The sequence below is a fragment of the Verrucomicrobiota bacterium genome, from assembly GCA_016871675.1.
Lineage (GTDB): Bacteria > Verrucomicrobiota > Verrucomicrobiia > Limisphaerales > VHCN01 > VHCN01.
In genome coordinates this window covers 1-15460 of the sequence record VHCN01000076.1, presented here as the reverse complement: position 1 = coordinate 15460, position 15460 = coordinate 1, and the positions used below count along the sequence as shown (strand labels likewise).

12 protein-coding genes are annotated in these 15460 nt (G+C 65.7%); 8 read left to right on the top strand and 4 right to left on the bottom strand.

Translation table 11 applies throughout. The features are described 5' to 3' along the window. Window positions 1–258 precede the first annotated feature (258 nt). The 8 genes from FJ386_13235 (at window position 259) to FJ386_13200 (ending at window position 8938) form a co-directional block, all read left to right on the top strand. Entirely contained in the window at window positions 259–615 is a 357-nt protein-coding gene (locus FJ386_13235; GenBank protein ID MBM3877656.1) for an iron-sulfur cluster assembly accessory protein, read from the top strand. Window positions 616–661: 46 nt separating this feature from the next. Further along, on the top strand, window positions 662–880 hold the full coding sequence (locus FJ386_13230; GenBank protein MBM3877655.1) for a hypothetical protein: 219 nt from the start codon (window positions 662–664) through the stop codon (window positions 878–880). Between the two features lie 80 nt (window positions 881–960). Then, window positions 961–4461, top strand: coding sequence for a transcription-repair coupling factor (gene mfd, locus FJ386_13225; protein ID MBM3877654.1), 3501 nt, complete (start codon window positions 961–963; stop codon window positions 4459–4461). A gap of 21 nt (window positions 4462–4482) precedes the next feature. Next, window positions 4483–4902 carry a YjbQ family protein gene (locus FJ386_13220; protein MBM3877653.1) on the top strand — a complete coding sequence of 140 codons (420 nt, stop codon included), beginning with the start codon at window positions 4483–4485 and terminating at the stop codon, window positions 4900–4902. A 57-nt stretch (window positions 4903–4959) separates the two neighbouring features. Beyond that, window positions 4960–6132, top strand: coding sequence for a tetraacyldisaccharide 4'-kinase (gene lpxK, locus FJ386_13215; protein MBM3877652.1), 1173 nt, complete (start codon window positions 4960–4962; stop codon window positions 6130–6132). A gap of 2 nt (window positions 6133–6134) precedes the next feature. After that, a complete protein-coding gene (locus FJ386_13210) occupies window positions 6135–7067 on the top strand; it encodes a hypothetical protein (protein MBM3877651.1) in 933 nt (310 codons plus the stop codon). Next, window positions 7013–8266, top strand: coding sequence for a lipopolysaccharide heptosyltransferase II (waaF, locus tag FJ386_13205; GenBank protein ID MBM3877650.1), 1254 nt, complete (start codon window positions 7013–7015; stop codon window positions 8264–8266). The genes FJ386_13210 and waaF overlap by 55 nt, the downstream gene beginning before the upstream one ends. A gap of 42 nt (window positions 8267–8308) precedes the next feature. Continuing rightward, the gene (locus tag FJ386_13200; GenBank protein MBM3877649.1) at window positions 8309–8938 is read left to right on the top strand and encodes an arylesterase; all 630 of its coding nucleotides are present in this window, start codon (window positions 8309–8311) and stop codon (window positions 8936–8938) included. 24 nt (window positions 8939–8962) lie between these two features. Here FJ386_13200 and FJ386_13195 read toward each other — a convergent pair whose 3' ends face one another. The 4 genes from FJ386_13195 to FJ386_13180 are packed head-to-tail and all read right to left on the bottom strand — an operon-like array spanning window position 8963 to window position 15429. Beyond that, window positions 8963–10966, bottom strand: a complete 2004-nt coding sequence (locus FJ386_13195; GenBank protein MBM3877648.1) for a hypothetical protein — start codon at window positions 10964–10966, stop codon at window positions 8963–8965. A gap of 13 nt (window positions 10967–10979) precedes the next feature. After that, on the bottom strand, window positions 10980–12410 hold the full coding sequence (locus tag FJ386_13190) for a hypothetical protein (protein MBM3877647.1): 1431 nt from the start codon (window positions 12408–12410) through the stop codon (window positions 10980–10982). A 15-nt stretch (window positions 12411–12425) separates the two neighbouring features. Beyond that, window positions 12426–14255: a CRTAC1 family protein gene (locus FJ386_13185; protein MBM3877646.1), complete on the bottom strand. Its 1830-nt coding sequence runs from the start codon at window positions 14253–14255 to the stop codon at window positions 12426–12428. 10 nt (window positions 14256–14265) lie between these two features. Then, complete coding sequence (locus FJ386_13180) at window positions 14266–15429, bottom strand: transposase family protein (protein ID MBM3877645.1); 1164 nt, start codon at window positions 15427–15429, stop codon at window positions 14266–14268. Between the last annotated feature and the right edge of the window lie 31 nt (window positions 15430–15460).

Genomic DNA, 15460 nt, shown 5'->3' with positions numbered 1-15460 from the left:
TGCCGAACGTGACCTTCCAGGAAACGGTCCGCGCCCACATCCGGACGTTCTACAGCTCGCTGATCGAGACGAACGTGGTCATCGAGCAAGGCTTCGCGCTGCCACCGGAAGCGCCGGGCTTGGGGACTCGAATCAAGGCTGAGTTATTCCGAAGTCAGAGCGAATCCTGGCGCATGTCGGGCAGACCTGCAGGCGCCGCAGGAAGCCCGTAGTTTGACACCCCACCGGCGCGTTGATAATTTGAACGCATTGAACGAGATGAACTCCACGACACCGACTGCCAACGATGCCGTTGTCACCCTGACCGACCGGGCTGCGGAGCAGATTCGCGGGATGCAATCGAGCGACCCGGCGAACGCGGGGAAGCACCTGCGCGTTTACATCGAGGCCGGCGGCTGTTCGGGGCTGCAATACGGGATGGTGTTCGACGAGCGGCGCGCGGATGACACGGTGGGCGAATTCCACGGCGTGCTCGTGCTGACGGACCCGTTCAGCGCGGATTACATGCGCGGCGCGGTGGTGGATTTCTCGGATGCGCTGACCGGCGGCGGGTTCAAGATTTCCAATCCCAACGCCAAGCAAAGTTGCGGTTGCGGAAAGTCTTTCGAAGCCTGACCGGGCGACTCGCCAGTCCGGGAGGGCGAATCTCCCCGCTCCCAGAATGCAGCGGTTCACCTGCGCATCGCGCCGCGTCGCGCAGTCGGGCGCGGTCTTCGTGCGCCTGCAATCCCGGCGCGCCACGGCGGAACTCCGCGCCCTCGCGCCAGACCTGTTCCGCCTCCGCCTCACGCGCGGTCGTGACTTCGCCGCTCGTCCCTCGATGGCGATTGAGAAGGTCTCCTGGCCATCGACGGATTCGTGGTTTGACGCCGACTCCTAGGGAGCTCCACGGCACTTGACGCCCCATCGAATCCGGTGACACCGTCGCCGCGAGTGCCAGACCGGTTCGACCCCGGTGACCTGTTCAACAGGATTTTGCCAGCTCCCGCCGCGCAAGACCTTTGGCGGCGCGTGGAGTCGGGCGGCGCATTGTCGTGCGCGGGAGTCTGCGGATCTGCCCAGCCGTTCCTTGCCGCGATGCTACGACGCCAGTTTCCTCGCCGGCCCATCGTTGTCGTCACCAACGGGCTCAGGTCGCAGGAAGTTTTCCAACAGGACATCGAGACGTGGCTCGGCAGCGAAGATCGCGTGCTGTTCTATCCAGCTTGGGAATCCCTCCCGCACGAAGCCCATCTCCCCCACGCCGATGTCATCAGCGAACGGCTCGAAACGCTCGTCGCCCTCTCGTCCCACGCACCGCGCACCACGCACCACGCACCTCTCGTCGTCACCAGCGTCGCCGCGCTGCTCCAGCGGACGTTTCCTCCCGACTCGCTCGCCTCGCGCACTCGCTCGCTGCGCCGCGGCGACAGAGTCGTCCCGCTCGACCTCATTGAGTGGCTTGAGGACCAAGCCTACGAACCCGAGGCGCAAGTCACGGCGAAGGGCGAGCTCGCATTGCGCGGCGGCATCGTGGACGTGTGGCCGCTGACACGCCCGTGGCCGGTGAGGCTCGAGTTCTTCGGCGATGAACTCGAATCGCTCCGGCTCTTCGATCCGCAAACTCAAGTCTCGCGCGACAACGGCGCCGTCACCGAGGTCACACTCCCGCCTGCGGGTGAACTCGGCATTCTCAAACGCGCACCCGCCGAACTGGCAACGCTCCTCAACTACCTCCCCGCCGGCACCGTGATGATCTTGTGCGAGCCCGGCGCGCTTGCCGAGCACGCCACGACTTACGCCGGACAAGTTCCCGACGGCGACCCGTTCTTCGTCGAGTGGACGGAATTCCTTTCGCTCGCCAGCGCACGCGGCATGACCACTGTCTCGCTCTTGGCCGAACGCACCTCGTTCGAACCGTCCTCCTCCCCGTCTTCAGGATCTGTCGTGCTGATCGAGGACGATCCGGATCCCACCATCCACCATCCACCGTCCACCATCCTCGCCCTTGCATCACTCGACCCCTACCGACCCATCTCCGACCGCATGCCCGCGCCCGAAATCGCCGAGGCGCAGCGTCGCGAGTTCTTCGCGCAACTCCACCGCTGGCTGCGGCAGGGCTACGCCGTCCACGTCTTCTGCAACAACGGCGGCGAGCGACAACGCTTCGAGGAAGTCTGGCGTGAACTCGCGCTCGGCCATGGTCCAAAGCCCAAAGTCCACGGTCCACAACCGCCAGATGCCGCCCCAACTTCCGGACCCGGGACTTTGGACCTTGGACTTTGGACCCACCTCGGCTCCCTCTCCCGCGGATTCCTCTGCAACGAAGCCAGGATTGTCGTCGTCACCGACGCGGAAATCTTCGGGCGTTACAAAGTCCAGCGCCCGCGCCGCCTCAAGTCGCCGCACGCCGCCGCAACACGCTCTGCCCTCGACATCGACTTCACCGAACTCAGTCCCGGCGACCTGGTCGTTCATCTTCAGCACGGCATCGGGCGCTACACCGGCCTTCAGACATTGCCCGCGGCGCGCAACCGCGAGCCCGCAACCCGCAACCCGCAATCCGCAATGGCGGACCCTGGCACCGAGTGTCTCGTCATCGAATATGCGTCTGCCGACCCTGAGCAGGACGCGCCCAAGCTTTACGTGCCTGTCACCGAGGCGCACCTCGTCAGCAAATACGTCGGCGCCGGCAAGGCGCGCCCGCCGTTGCACACGCTCGGCGGCACGCGGTGGGCGAAAACCAAACATCAGGCCGAGCGCGCCGTGCGCGACCTCGCGGCAGAATTGCTCGCCATCCAGGCCGCGCGGGAGACACAGCCCGGCCACGCGTTCAAACCAGACAACGCGTGGCAGCGCGAGTTCGAAGGCTCGTTCGTCTTCGAGGAGACACCGGACCAAGCTCGCGCCATCACGGAAGCAAAGTCCGACATGGAGCGTCCCAAGCCGATGGACCGTCTCATTTGCGGCGACGTCGGCTACGGCAAGACCGAGGTCGCCATCCGCGCCGCGTTCAAGGCGGTTATGGACGGCCGCCAGGTCGCCGTGCTCGTGCCCACTACCGTCCTCGCGCAGCAGCACTTCAACACCTTTCGCGAGCGCATGGCCGATTATCCCGTGCGCATCGAACTGCTCTCGCGCTTCCGCACGCGCCGCGAACAGGCGCGCGTCGCGCGTGATCTCGCCGCCGGCTCGGTGGATATCGTCATCGGCACGCACCGCCTCGTGCAGCCTGACATCGCGTTCAAGGAGCTCGGCCTCGTGGTCATTGACGAAGAGCAGCGCTTTGGCGTGATGCACAAGGAGCAGTTCAAGCTGCTCCGCCGCATGGTGGACGTGCTCACCCTCAGCGCCACGCCGATCCCGCGCACGCTTTACCTCGCCCTCACCGGCGCGCGCGACATGAGCACCATCCAGACGCCGCCGCAAGACCGCCTGCCCGTCGAGACGATCGTGTGCGAATACGATGAGCGCATCATCCGCGACGCCATCCGCCGCGAAGTCGGCCGCGGCGGGCAGGTCTTCTTCCTTCACAACCGCCTGGCAACGATCGACGCGATGAAGTTCCGCCTGATGCAGCTCGTGCCTGATGCGCGCATCGTCGTCGGCCACGGGCAGATGAACAGCGACGACTTGGAGGAAGTGATGACAACGTTTGTGAACGGCGAGGCCGACGTGCTGCTCTCGACCACGATCATCGAGAGCGGCCTCGACATTCCGAACGCAAACACCATCCTCATTGACCGCGCCGACCGATTCGGGCTGAGCGACCTCTATCAGCTCCGCGGCCGGGTGGGCCGCTACAAGCATCAGGCCTTCGCCTACCTGCTCATCCCGCGCCACGCCCGGATGCTCAGCGACGCGCGCAAGCGCATCAGCGCCATCAAGCAGTATTCATCGCTCGGCAGCGGCTTCAAGATCGCCATGCGCGACCTCGAGATTCGCGGCGCCGGCAACCTCCTCGGCGCCGAGCAGAGCGGCCACATCACCGCAGTGGGCTTCGAACTCTACTGCCAGCTGCTCAAGCAAAGCGTCGCGACGCTCAAGGGCGCGAAACTCAAAGTGCGCGCGCCCGTGGAGATGCGGCTCGACTTCATCGACACGCGCGAGGCGGAGGAGGCGGAGACCGCGGCGCGCGCGGCGACCCTCCCGTCGTCGTTCGCGCCCGAGCCGCACCATCGCATCGAAATCTACCGAAAGCTTGCGCAGGCCGAAGACAAGCCCGCGCTCGACGCGCTCGCCGGCGAAGTGCGCGACCGCTTCGGCCCGCTGCCCGGCGCGGTGGAACTGCTGTTCCTCGCCACAGAACTCAAGATTCTCGCCGGCGCCCGCGGCGTGACCGTGATCGAGGTTGAAGACGACAAGCTCAAGCTCACGCGCCACGGCGACTATCTACAATTCGGCGGCAGGTTCCCACGCCTCACGGCGAAGGAGCCGAAGGCGCGGCTGAACGAAATCAAGAAACTGCTGCTCGCGCTGTGAGGCCGCGCTACGCTCCGGCGCATGAAATCCCTCACCGAGCACCTGTGGTTCGAGGTTCCTGGGCGGCGCGGCTTCATCAACATCACGCCGACGGTGGAGCGGCTCGTCCAGCGCAGCGGCGTGCAGGAGGGGCTCTGCCTCGTCAACGCGATGCACATCACGGCAAGCGTCTTCATCAACGACGATGAACCGGGCCTGCATCACGACTACGAAGTCTGGCTCGAGAAGCTCGCGCCGCACGCGCCGACGGCGCAGTATCACCACAACCGCACCGGCGAAGATAACGCGGACGCGCACTTGAAGCGGCAGGTGATGGGACGCGAGGTTGTCGTTGCCGTCACGAAGGGCAAGCTCGACCTCGGCCCGTGGGAACAGATCTTCTACGGCGAGTTCGACGGCCGCCGCCGCAAGCGCGTGCTCGTGAAGGTCATGGGCGAATGAGCGACCCGCTGGCTCGCGCCTTGCCGCTCCGCGCGACCGCTGCCACACTCGCCCCACATGCGCGAGATGCTACGCGAGTGGACGGAGAGCCTTGAAACCAAGGTTCTTCAAGTCATGTTCGAGACCCAACCCGGCAAGGGAACGGTCTTCATCCGTCAACTGCTCTTTGCGCTTTCCCATCTCTTTCGCCTCGGCGTGAAGTCGCGCCTTCTGCTTTACGACCTTCGAATCATCCGCGATTCGACGCTCGGTGTGCAGGTCATCGCCGTCGGGAATCTCACCGTCGGCGGCACGGGCAAGACGCCCGTCGTGGAGAAATTCGCGCGCGAGCTTCAGGACGCGGGCCGCAAAGTCGCGATCCTCTCACGCGGCTACCGCTCCAAGCCGCCGCCCTTGGGCCAGCGCCTGCTGAACAAGATGCTTCTCCGCGAAGAAACCACGCCCCCGCGCGTCGTGTCCGATGGTCACTCACTGCTCTTGGATTCTGAAACCGCCGGTGACGAACCCTTCATGCTCGCGAGCAACCTCAAGGACGTCGTCGTGCTTGTGGACAAGGACCGTGTGAAGTCCGGGCGCTACGCCATCGAGAAGTTTGGCTGTGACACGCTGCTGCTCGACGATGGGTTCCAATACTGGAAGCTGCGGGGCAGGCGCCGGGACATCGTGCTGGTGGATTGCCAGCAGCCGTTCGGCAATGAGTTCCTCCTTCCCCGCGGCACCTTGCGCGAACCCCACGCGCATCTCGTCCGGGCTAACACGATTTTTCTCACGAAGAGCGACGGCAACACCGCGTTGTTGCGGGCGCGGATCGCGAAGCACAACCCGTCAGCCGGTGTCATCGAGTGCATTCACCATCCGCTTTACTTTGAGGATGTCTTCACGGGGGACCGCGAGGGGCTCGAGTTTCTCAAGGGCAGGAAAGTCGCGGCCCTCAGCGGCATCGCACAACCGGAGAGTTTCGAGCAAAGTCTTCGCAAGCTCGGCGCGGAACTCGTCTACGAGAAGCGTTTCGCCGACCACCACCGCTATTCGCAGCAGGAAATCTTGAACGTCATCAACCGGGCGAAGAAGCGTCAGGCCGAGATCATCATCACGACGCAAAAGGACGCGGTGCGCTTCCCCAAGCTCGACCGCCGCGACCTGCCCGTGTTCTTCATGCGCGTGGAGATCAAGATCCTGACCGGCGCGAAGGACTTCCAGGATTGCGTGCGGCAGATTTGCTTCAAATAGCGATGGATGCCCTGCTCTACTGGCTGGCGCGCGCGTTGGTTGCGGTGGTCCAGGCGCTGCCGCTCCCGTGGGTCGTGAAGCTCGGCCGCGCGGGCGGCGCGGTTGCGTTCGCCCTCGATGCCCGCCATCGCGAGGTCGCGCTGCGAAACCTCGCGATGTGCCTCGGCGCGGAGAGGGAACCCGAGCAAATCGAGGCGATCGCCCGGGAGAACTTCCGCCGCATCGGCGAAAGCTACGCGTGCGCCATCAAGACCGCCTCGATGTCCACGGAGGAGGCCGGCCGCGTGCTCGACCTGTCGGGTGTCGAGAAACTGAGGCTCACGCATCCGGATGGCACGCCGCGCAACGCCGTGTTCGCCGTCGGTCACTTCGGGAATTTCGAGATGTATGCCCGGACCAACGCCGCGTATCCCGATCACCGGATCATCACGACTTACCGGAGCCTGCGCCAGCCGGGACTCAACCGCCTGCTCCACCAGTTGCGCTCCCGCTCCGGCGCGCGCTTTCTTGAGCGCCGCACCGAAGCCGCGGAACTCAAGGCCGCGATGCACAGCGGCCGCGCCGTGCTCGGCCTGCTGGCCGACCAGCACGCGGGCGATCGCGGTTTGCGGCTTCCCCTGTTCGGACACGATTGCTCGACCAGTTCCGCGCCCGCGATCTTCGCGCTGCGCTACCGGTGCCCGTTATACCCGTCCATCTGCTTTCGCGTCGCGCCCGGTCGATGGCGCGTGGAATACGGCGACGAGATTGCGACACACGACAATGGCCACCCGCGCCCGATTGAAGCCATCACCACGGATGTCAACCGCGCGTTCGAGGCGGCCATCCGGCGCGATCCGGCGAACTGGTTCTGGGTTCACAACCGCTGGAAGCCCGGCAAATGGCGCGAGGCTCGATCCGCACCGCAAACCCGTGGCGACCGCGACGGGCAGTAGTTTCGCACTCCACCAACAACGACGTGTCACCGCCCGGCACAAACCCCGCTGACCATCCGCGCAGGTTGCTCGTACGCGGCGTCAACTGGCTTGGCGACGCCGTGATGACCACACCGGCCCTGCTGCGACTCCGCGAGGCGCTGCCCGACTCGCGCATCACCCTCCTCACGCACGAGAAACTCGCCGACTTGTGGACGCATCACCCGGCTTTGGACGCAACGCTGACGTATGGAGCGAAGGACAGCGTCCTCTCGGTGGCCAAGAAACTGCGCGACGGGGCATTCGACGCCGCACTGCTGTTCCCCAACTCCGTGCGCGCCGCGCTCGAGGTCTCGCTGGCGCGCATCCCGCGACGGATCGGCTACGCGGGCGGCGGCCGAAGTTTCCTGCTGACACAGCCCGTGCCCCGGCGACCCGATGTCCCCATGATGAAGAAACGGACGGCGGCAGAAATCCAGTCGCTCGTCACCGGGGGGCGCGGGGCCAGCGGACTTGCGGCTTCTGGCGGACACATCGAACAGGCCCACCACATTCACCATTATCTCCACCTCGCCGGGACGCTCGGGGCGCGCACCGAACCGCTTGCGCCGAAACTCGAAGTCCTCCCCGGCGAAACATCGTCCGCTGTGGCCCGGTTTTGTTGCGACTCTACTTCCGACCTCGACGCGCCGCTGTTTGCCCTTGTTCCCGGTGCTGAATATGGGCCGGCGAAACGGTGGCCGGTCGACCACTTCGCCGAGGCTGCGGTCGAAATCCACCGCCGGACGAACTGCCGCTGGGTGCTTCTCGGTGGGAAGGCGGACGCCGCAATCTGCGCTCACATCGCGGACAAGGCCTTGCGCGTGGCGGGCACGCCTTCCCGCATGCAGAGCCCGGGAACGGTGTTTACGAATCTCGCGGGCCGCACCTCCTTGCGCGAGTTATGCGCCCTGCTGCGCGCGTGCCGGGTGGTGCTCGCCAACGACACCGGCCCGATGCATCTGGCGGCCGCGGTCGGCACGCCGGTGGTCGCGCTGTTCGGCAGCACGTCGCCGGATCTGACCGCGCCGGGATTGCCCGGCGACCCGCGCCACCAGTTGCTCCGCGCCCGTGCGGCCTGTTCGCCGTGCTTCTTGCGCGAGTGCCCGATTGATTTCAGATGCATGACGGGGATTCCCGTTGCGCGAGTCGTCGAAGCGGTGATGAGCGCGATTCGGTAGAACGAAGTTCAAAGTTGGCGCGTCAAGGGTCAGAATCCAACCGTGCATCGGCGGCCCGCATTCTGGACTCTGCTTGTGGCGATTGCCGTCGTCGCATGGCTTCTGAAGCCTGCCGGGCCGCGAAGTTTCAGAAACCTACCGCCCACGGGTCACGGTGACTGGATTGCGTTCGGCGACAGCCTGACCTCCGGTTACGGCGCGAGCGAGGGAATGGACTTCCCGAGTCAACTCACACGGCGCCTCGGCATCACCATCCGCAACTTCGGTGCGCCGGGCGACACGACCCAAGGGGCATTGTCCCGGCTCGAAGCGGCCGCAAAATCCCAGCCACGCGTGGTGCTGCTCTGCCTCGGCGGCAACGACGGGCTCCAGCAGATGTCCCGCGACCAGATGTTCAGGAACCTCGGGGTGATGATTGACCGCTTTCACTCGGGCGGCGCGTTCGTCGTGCTCATCGGCGTGCGCAGCGCGACCGTGCGGGACAAGAACGACAAGCCCTTCGAGGAACTCGCGCGCGCGAAGAAGGTGTTGCTCGTGCCGAACGTGCTCGACGGCCTGCTCACCGACCCGCGCCTCATGTCGGACACGATTCACCCGAACGACGCGGGCTACGAACGCATCGCGGAGAAGATCAACCGCGCGCTGACTCCAATCCTCGAGCAGTTGCGCTGAACCGCCACACCGCGCGGGTTCAGCTCACTGGCTCTTCAACCGCGCATCGAGCCGTGCCCTCGCGTTGTTGAACTCCCCGCTGTCCGGTGTGAGTCGCAGCGCCTCAGTCAAACACCGGTCCGCCCCGGCGAGGTCGCCCCGGCGCAGCGCGATATGGTGGCGCATGAACCACGCGTAGCCCGGCGCGATTCCTCGGCGGTGCATGGTGGCAAACACTTCCTGCGCCTCGTCGAGCTTGCCGAGGTGAAAGAGCGCGTAACCGTAATACGACCAGTGGCTCTCGTGGGGGTTCGGCAACCGGGTCAGGATGGCGAGCATCTCCGCGGCGCGGTCGAGCCTGCCGGCCGCCATCGCAGCCCGCGCGACCGCGGTCTGCGCGAACACACTCTCGGGCGCGAGCGCCACCGCGCGCTCGGCTTCGGCAAGTGATGCGGCGTCCACCGGCATCGCGCTCGTCGCCGTCCAGTCCACCGGCCAGAGATGCCGGAATTCATGACGGGCAATGACGGCGCGGTTCGCCTCCGTGCGCTCAAGCATCAGCAGCGCGGAATCGGTGAACGACACGAGCGCCCATTGCGGGTCCGTGCGCAAGGCCTTCGCAAGCATCGGTGCCTGCCCGTCGATGATCGGCAGCAGCACTCCGTGGATGTCGTGGGCCGCGAGCTTCTCCTTCCAGCCCGGCGCCGCGTAGAGAATCGGAAGGAACTCGTCCTTCCAGAACGACGTCGGATACGCGTCGCCCCGGCCGTCAACGAACGGCGGGAACTTCGGCCACAGCCACCACAGCATCGAACCGCCGAAGCGCATCTCGTTGAAGAGGCGCTGAGGCGCCACCTCGCGGTCCAGAAAGTGGTAAACACTCATCGGGAAGAACGTGAGGTGAAGGCCGACTCCGGGTTTGCTCCACGAGTCGCGCGAGAAGCAAACGGCCGCCGCGAGCCAGACCGGCGCCATCAATCCCCATTGAACGCGGCGCAGGAGTCCTGTCGCGCCGGGGGCAAGTTGTCCAAGCAGGAAAGCCGCGTGCGGCGTGGCGGCGAGCAGAAAGACAAGCATCGACCGTTGCGTGGCGCATGCGAGATAGCCGAACGCCAGCGACGGCAGCAGCAGGCGAAGCTGAACCCTCCGCCAGTCCGCCATTTGCAGCGCGGCGAGCGAAGCAAGCCAGATGTAAAACGGCTTCATCTTCTCCCACGAGGGCGGCAAATACTCGGTGATGACCGAGCGCCAGAATGGGTCGAGAAACTGATCAATCGGAACCCACAGCGCGCGCCAACCGCTCGGATTGATCAGTTCGGCGGAGGCAACGGACAGCGCGACAGCGACCGCAATCCCGGCGGGCCGGATGAAGAGCGCACGTGGAATGCTCCGTTGTCCGCCGTGCCACCGCTGCAATAGCCACCCGCCCCACTCGGCTCCGCTCCAGCAACAAAGCAGCACAAACCCATAGATGTATCCCGCGTGGGTGTTCGCCCAAAAGGCCATGAAGATCGGCAGCCCGATCCAATGCCACCGCCTGCCCGTGGCTTTCCCCGCATCGATGAAGACCAGCAGCGCGAACAGCAACCCCGTCACCATGTCCGGCCGCTCGAAAAACCGGACTCTCCCGACAAACACCGTGCCCGTGACCACCCAGAACGGCCAAAGCGAACCGAGCCCGGTCTCACGTCGCGCCGCCGCGAGCACCACGAGCATCATGGCCGTCACGATCATCGCCTTCAGCCCGATCAGCCCGCCGAGCCCGCCCTGCATCCATGCAATCGCGTAAGCCGTCGCCGGCCACCACTGCTGCAACGTCCACGGGTGGTCTGGAACGGCGAACGAGAAGGTGTTGCGGTCGGGGATTCGCCCCGTCTCCAGGATGAGCATTCCCGTTCGGATGTGGTAGCCCACATCCGGGTCGACGACGTGGAAGAACGCGCTCTGGAAGGTCAGCGCGCCGAGGCAGATCGCGAGAACCCACGCCCATCGCGCGGGAATCGCGGCGGAATCAGCCTCGGGCGATTGCGGCGGCGGACTCACTTGCATCGGTGGACCGACGCTACCGCTCGCCGGCCGGAATGTGAACCACCGTCAGCGCGCACGAATCCCACACGCGCGCGGCGGGGACGCGCTTGCAGTTCCACGTGATGTAAAGTTTCTCGCCCTTCGGGTCGAGCGCCACGCTGTAGGTGCCGCTCGGCGAGACGCCATACTTCTTCTCGTAGAAGGGATGCAGGAACGCGATGACCTTGCGCGTGCGTGTCTTTGTGTCGAACTGCACCACCGGCGAGCCGTCCACTTCTGCGCCTCCGTGCGCGCCGGGCACGTAGTAGATGAAGCGGCCCGTCGGGTCGCAGTCCAGCGTGGTGATGTATTGCTGCCCGCCAATCGCGGCGGAGCCGAGCGGCTCGATCTTCTCGGTCTTCGTGTTGAAGGCGTAGAGCTGCGCGTCACCGTCCTTGCGCGCGTGAGACACCGTGTAAACGATGCCCTGCGGCGTCTCCTCGCTCGCGGCGCGCAGGCCGATGTCGCCCGGGACGCGCTCGGGCTTGCCGGGCTTCGCCGGGTCGAAGCGCACGAGCGGCGCGTCGTCGAGCTTGTCTTCGAGCCAGTAAACTTTCCCGGTGGACTTCGCGAAGATCATCGCGCGCGCCGGGCCGTCGAAGCCGGAGTAGATCAGCTTGCGCGCCCTCAAGTCGTAGGCAAAGAACGTCACGCTCCTCTCGCCCGCTCCCGTCTCCGGTTCCGTGCCGCCGTAGAAGATCAGGCGGTCCGGGTCGGTGAAGCCTGTCGGGATGCAGTGACCGGGCACGGGGCCTTCGGACACGATCTCGGTCGTCGCAGTCTGCGGGTTCACGCGGATGATCCAGTCGCCCTTGTAGTCCTTGTCGCCAAAGGTCGCGCGCGTGCCGCCGCGGTGTGTGCCGAAGTAAATCCAGCCGTCACTGGCGAGCGTGAGCTGGGTGTGGATCTTCCCCGGCGTGTAACGGCCGGCGGGCAGGCCGAGCAGTTTCTTCACGTCCACGAGCTGCCGGAACGTGCGCGTCACCGGGTCGAACTCCCACAGATACGCCGTGCCGCTCGGCGCGAGGTGGTCGCCGATGCTCGCGTAGTATTTGCCGTTGGCGAACATGCTGTCGCCCCAGTTGGACCACGGATTGCCGCGATACGTCTGGCCGGGGAAATAGGCGAAGTCCACCGTCGGTGGCGTCTTGGCGATGCTCACCTTGTCCAGCAGCGTCGCGGGAGGCTTGAGGAAATCCGGCGAAGTGTCCGTGACGAACCCCGTGCCATCGGGCAGCGTCGGCGGATAAGGCGGCTCGGGTGGAGGCGGAGCTTTCGCCTTCGCGGCGGCCTTGGCCTTCTCCTTTTTCTTCGGGTCGTCCTTGTCCTTCTTCGGCGGGTCAGCGGCGAAGGAAATCGAGTTGAGCGCGAACGCGGCCAGCGCGAGCGAAGCGATGCCAGCGAGTGTGAGGCGTCGGGTTTTCATGGTTGAGGTTTGCGTTCACTCCGCCAAGCGCAGCGACTGGTTCGCCTTCACGCCGGGGAGTTTCTTCAACTTGCCGTCCGGGAGTTTCACTTCCACGTCCACGGTTGCGGCGTCGGCGAGGCCAAAGTGCGCGAGCGCGGGCTGCCCGCTGGCGTAACCGTAACCCGTCGTGATTTCCTGAAAGCCCAGCAGCGACTTCGTGTCGCCGAGCTTGCCGGCGGGAAAGATTTTCACCTGCGCGCCGATTCCCATGCGGTTCATTTTGCTTCCGACGACCGAGACGTTCAGCCACGAGCGCGGTGGCGTCTCGTTCCGGAGCAGGCGGCAGTGGTTGCCCTGATACCAGTTGATGAGGAAGAGGTCGAGCCGGCCGTCGTTGTCGAAGTCACCGCTCGGACCGGCGGGGAAATAGACGTTCGGCGGCGACGCCGGCCCGTTGCGGACAAAGCGCGGCAGGCCGTCGCGCGCGCCGGTGTTGCGGAAGATGAGCGGCGTGACCTTGCCCTCGGCGTCGAGCCACGCGGCGCTGATGTAGAGGTCCGGCCAGCCGTCGTTGTCGAAGTCCTGGATCTCCACGTGCGGGCACTTCACCGGAATCGCGTCGCCGAGGCCGACGTCCGCCGTCACGTCGCGGAATTGCGGCACGCCGTCCTTGAGGCCGTCGTTGATGAAGACTTTGTTGCGCGCGGTCTTGTGATGAATCGTCAGCACGAGGTCGAGCCGTCCGTCGCGGTTCAAGTCACCGAACGCCGCGCCGCACGGCCAGTCCTCTCCGTCCACCGGCTTCCACGCGAACATATCCTTCAATTCAACCGCCTCGCGATACGTGTTGCCCGGAGTGCTGAGAAAGAGCCGGTTGCTGTGCGGCACGAAGAAGTCCGGCCGGCCGTCGCCGTTCAAGTCCGCCACCGCGAGCCCGAGCCCGTGGATGTCCTCGGGCAAGCCGACGTCCTTTGTCACGTCCTTGAACTTGAGCCCGCCGAGATTGCGCATGAGCGCCGAGCGCGGTTTGACGCCGCGCGCGACGAACTTGTCCTCGACCACGAACAGGTCGAGCAACCCGTCGCCGTCGTAGTCGAACACGCCGATGTTGCGCGCGCTGAGGAGCGAGTCGGGACACGCGCCGCTCGGGGCGGAGATGTCCACGAAGGAGCCGTCGTCGTTGCGGAATAACTGCGGGCGGCGCGTCTGCGCGGAGCGTTGCGGCTCGATGGTGTGGCGCGTCGAGGCGCGGGCGTTGTTGGCGACGAAGAGTTCGAGCGTGCCGTTGTTGTCGAGGTCGGCGAAGACCGCGCCGCTCGCGCGGCCGAACACGGAGACGGGCGTGTCGTTGACCACGGCGAACTTGCCGTTGCCAAGATTGCGAAAGAGCCGCGCGGGCACGGGGCCGCTCGCGGGCGCATACTCCGAATTCGGCCGGTCGCAGAAACCGCCGACAAAGATGTCAATGAACCCGTCGCCGTCAAAATCCCCGAACGCGCCGCCGTGTCCCATGATGCCCGCGAGCGGCTCGAAGAGGCCGGCAGCCTTCGTCACGTCGGAGAAGGCGCCGGACGGAAGCGGCTGAGCGTGCAGCGCCGGACCTGCAAGAAACACGGCGCAAGCGAGGGAGAAAGCGAAACCGTTCATGACGATGCGGCGTTGGACGGAACCCCGCGCGCCAGGTTTCACGCCTAGTGAGCCAAAAGTAAGTGTTACCGGAGCTGGGGCGGAACGAGGGGTCGTTGCGCCAAAAGTGGTGTGACCGGAGCCACCCCCCATTGGAGAGCGAAGGAAGCCGGGGCGCGATGGCCGTCCGGCCTCCTCCGTCTCGTTCTTGGGGTGCTGGGTTTCTACTCCATTCATCGGGGCGATTTCAAGTTTCTCTTCGCCGACGGGCTTCGATCACTTTCTTCTGCCGTTCGATGTCGCGGGCCAGTTGGAACGGATTGAGCCGGGCGTGTTCCGTCTTCAGCTTCGCCTTCGTTTCCTCACTCACCTGCGGCGCGCTTAGCACTCGCGCCAGCGGCGTCTGGGCCGCTCCGTAAATCCGCGTGGTGCGTCCCTCCTGGCGATGCTTCTGCTCCAGTTTGTGCGTCGGGAGGAAGTAGTTGAGCAGTTGCCCGAGCGCGCCCTGGCAGAGCGTGTTGATCAAGGGCACGACCGCCGGGTTGTCGTAGCGTTCGTAGCCGAACTGCTGCCGCACATGCGTCCAGTTGCGCTGCTCGACGTGGGCGTTGTCGTTCTTGCGATAGGGGCGCGAGCGCGTGAAGAGCACGGGCCGGGGCCGTTGGCCCGTCCACGCCACGACGTGGTGGTTGATGAACTCGCCGCCGTTGTCACTGTCCACGCCCAGGAGCGGGAAGGGCAGGCTCGCCTCCACGTCGCGCAACTGCGTCAACGTGCTGTGTTGACTGCGGTTTTCGAGGGCGCGCTGCACCGTCCAGTCGGTGCGGATGTCCACCGCGTCGAGCATCCAGGCGTGGCGGTCATCGAGCGTGCCGCCGCACAGCGCGACGGTGTCCAACTCCAGCCAGCCCGGCCCTTCCTCCGTCCACTCGCCGCGGATGGGGATGCTCTGGCGCAACAGACTGCCGGGCCGGGTGCCGCCGCGGCGTTTCAGCGACCCTCGCAGCGGCGCGAGCAGGCGGTCCAACGTGCGCGCGCTGACGTTCAACAACGCCTCGCGCACGCCCGCGTCCAACCGGCGATGATCCTGTTCGTAGGCCGGGAGCCAGTCGGGCAGCAACGCGACGAAGCGTGAACGGCAGGGCTGGAAGGCAGCGAACCAGATCGGTTTGAGGACCGGCAACAGCACGCCCGGTTCATACGCCCGCGGACGGCCCAAGATCAGGGCCGCAGTGGCGGGCGCCCTGGGTTTGCGGCGCAGGGCGCGGATGGCCGACTTGGGATGGTAGCCCAGGAGCTGAACGGCCTGCGCGATGAGTTTGCTTTTGTGTTCCCGACCCGCCGATCCGTAACGCGGGCGGAGGGTGGCGAGGACTTCGGCTTTGGTTTGTTCACTCATAAAGTCGTGCATGGCTCGGGTAACACCGACTTTTGGCGCAACG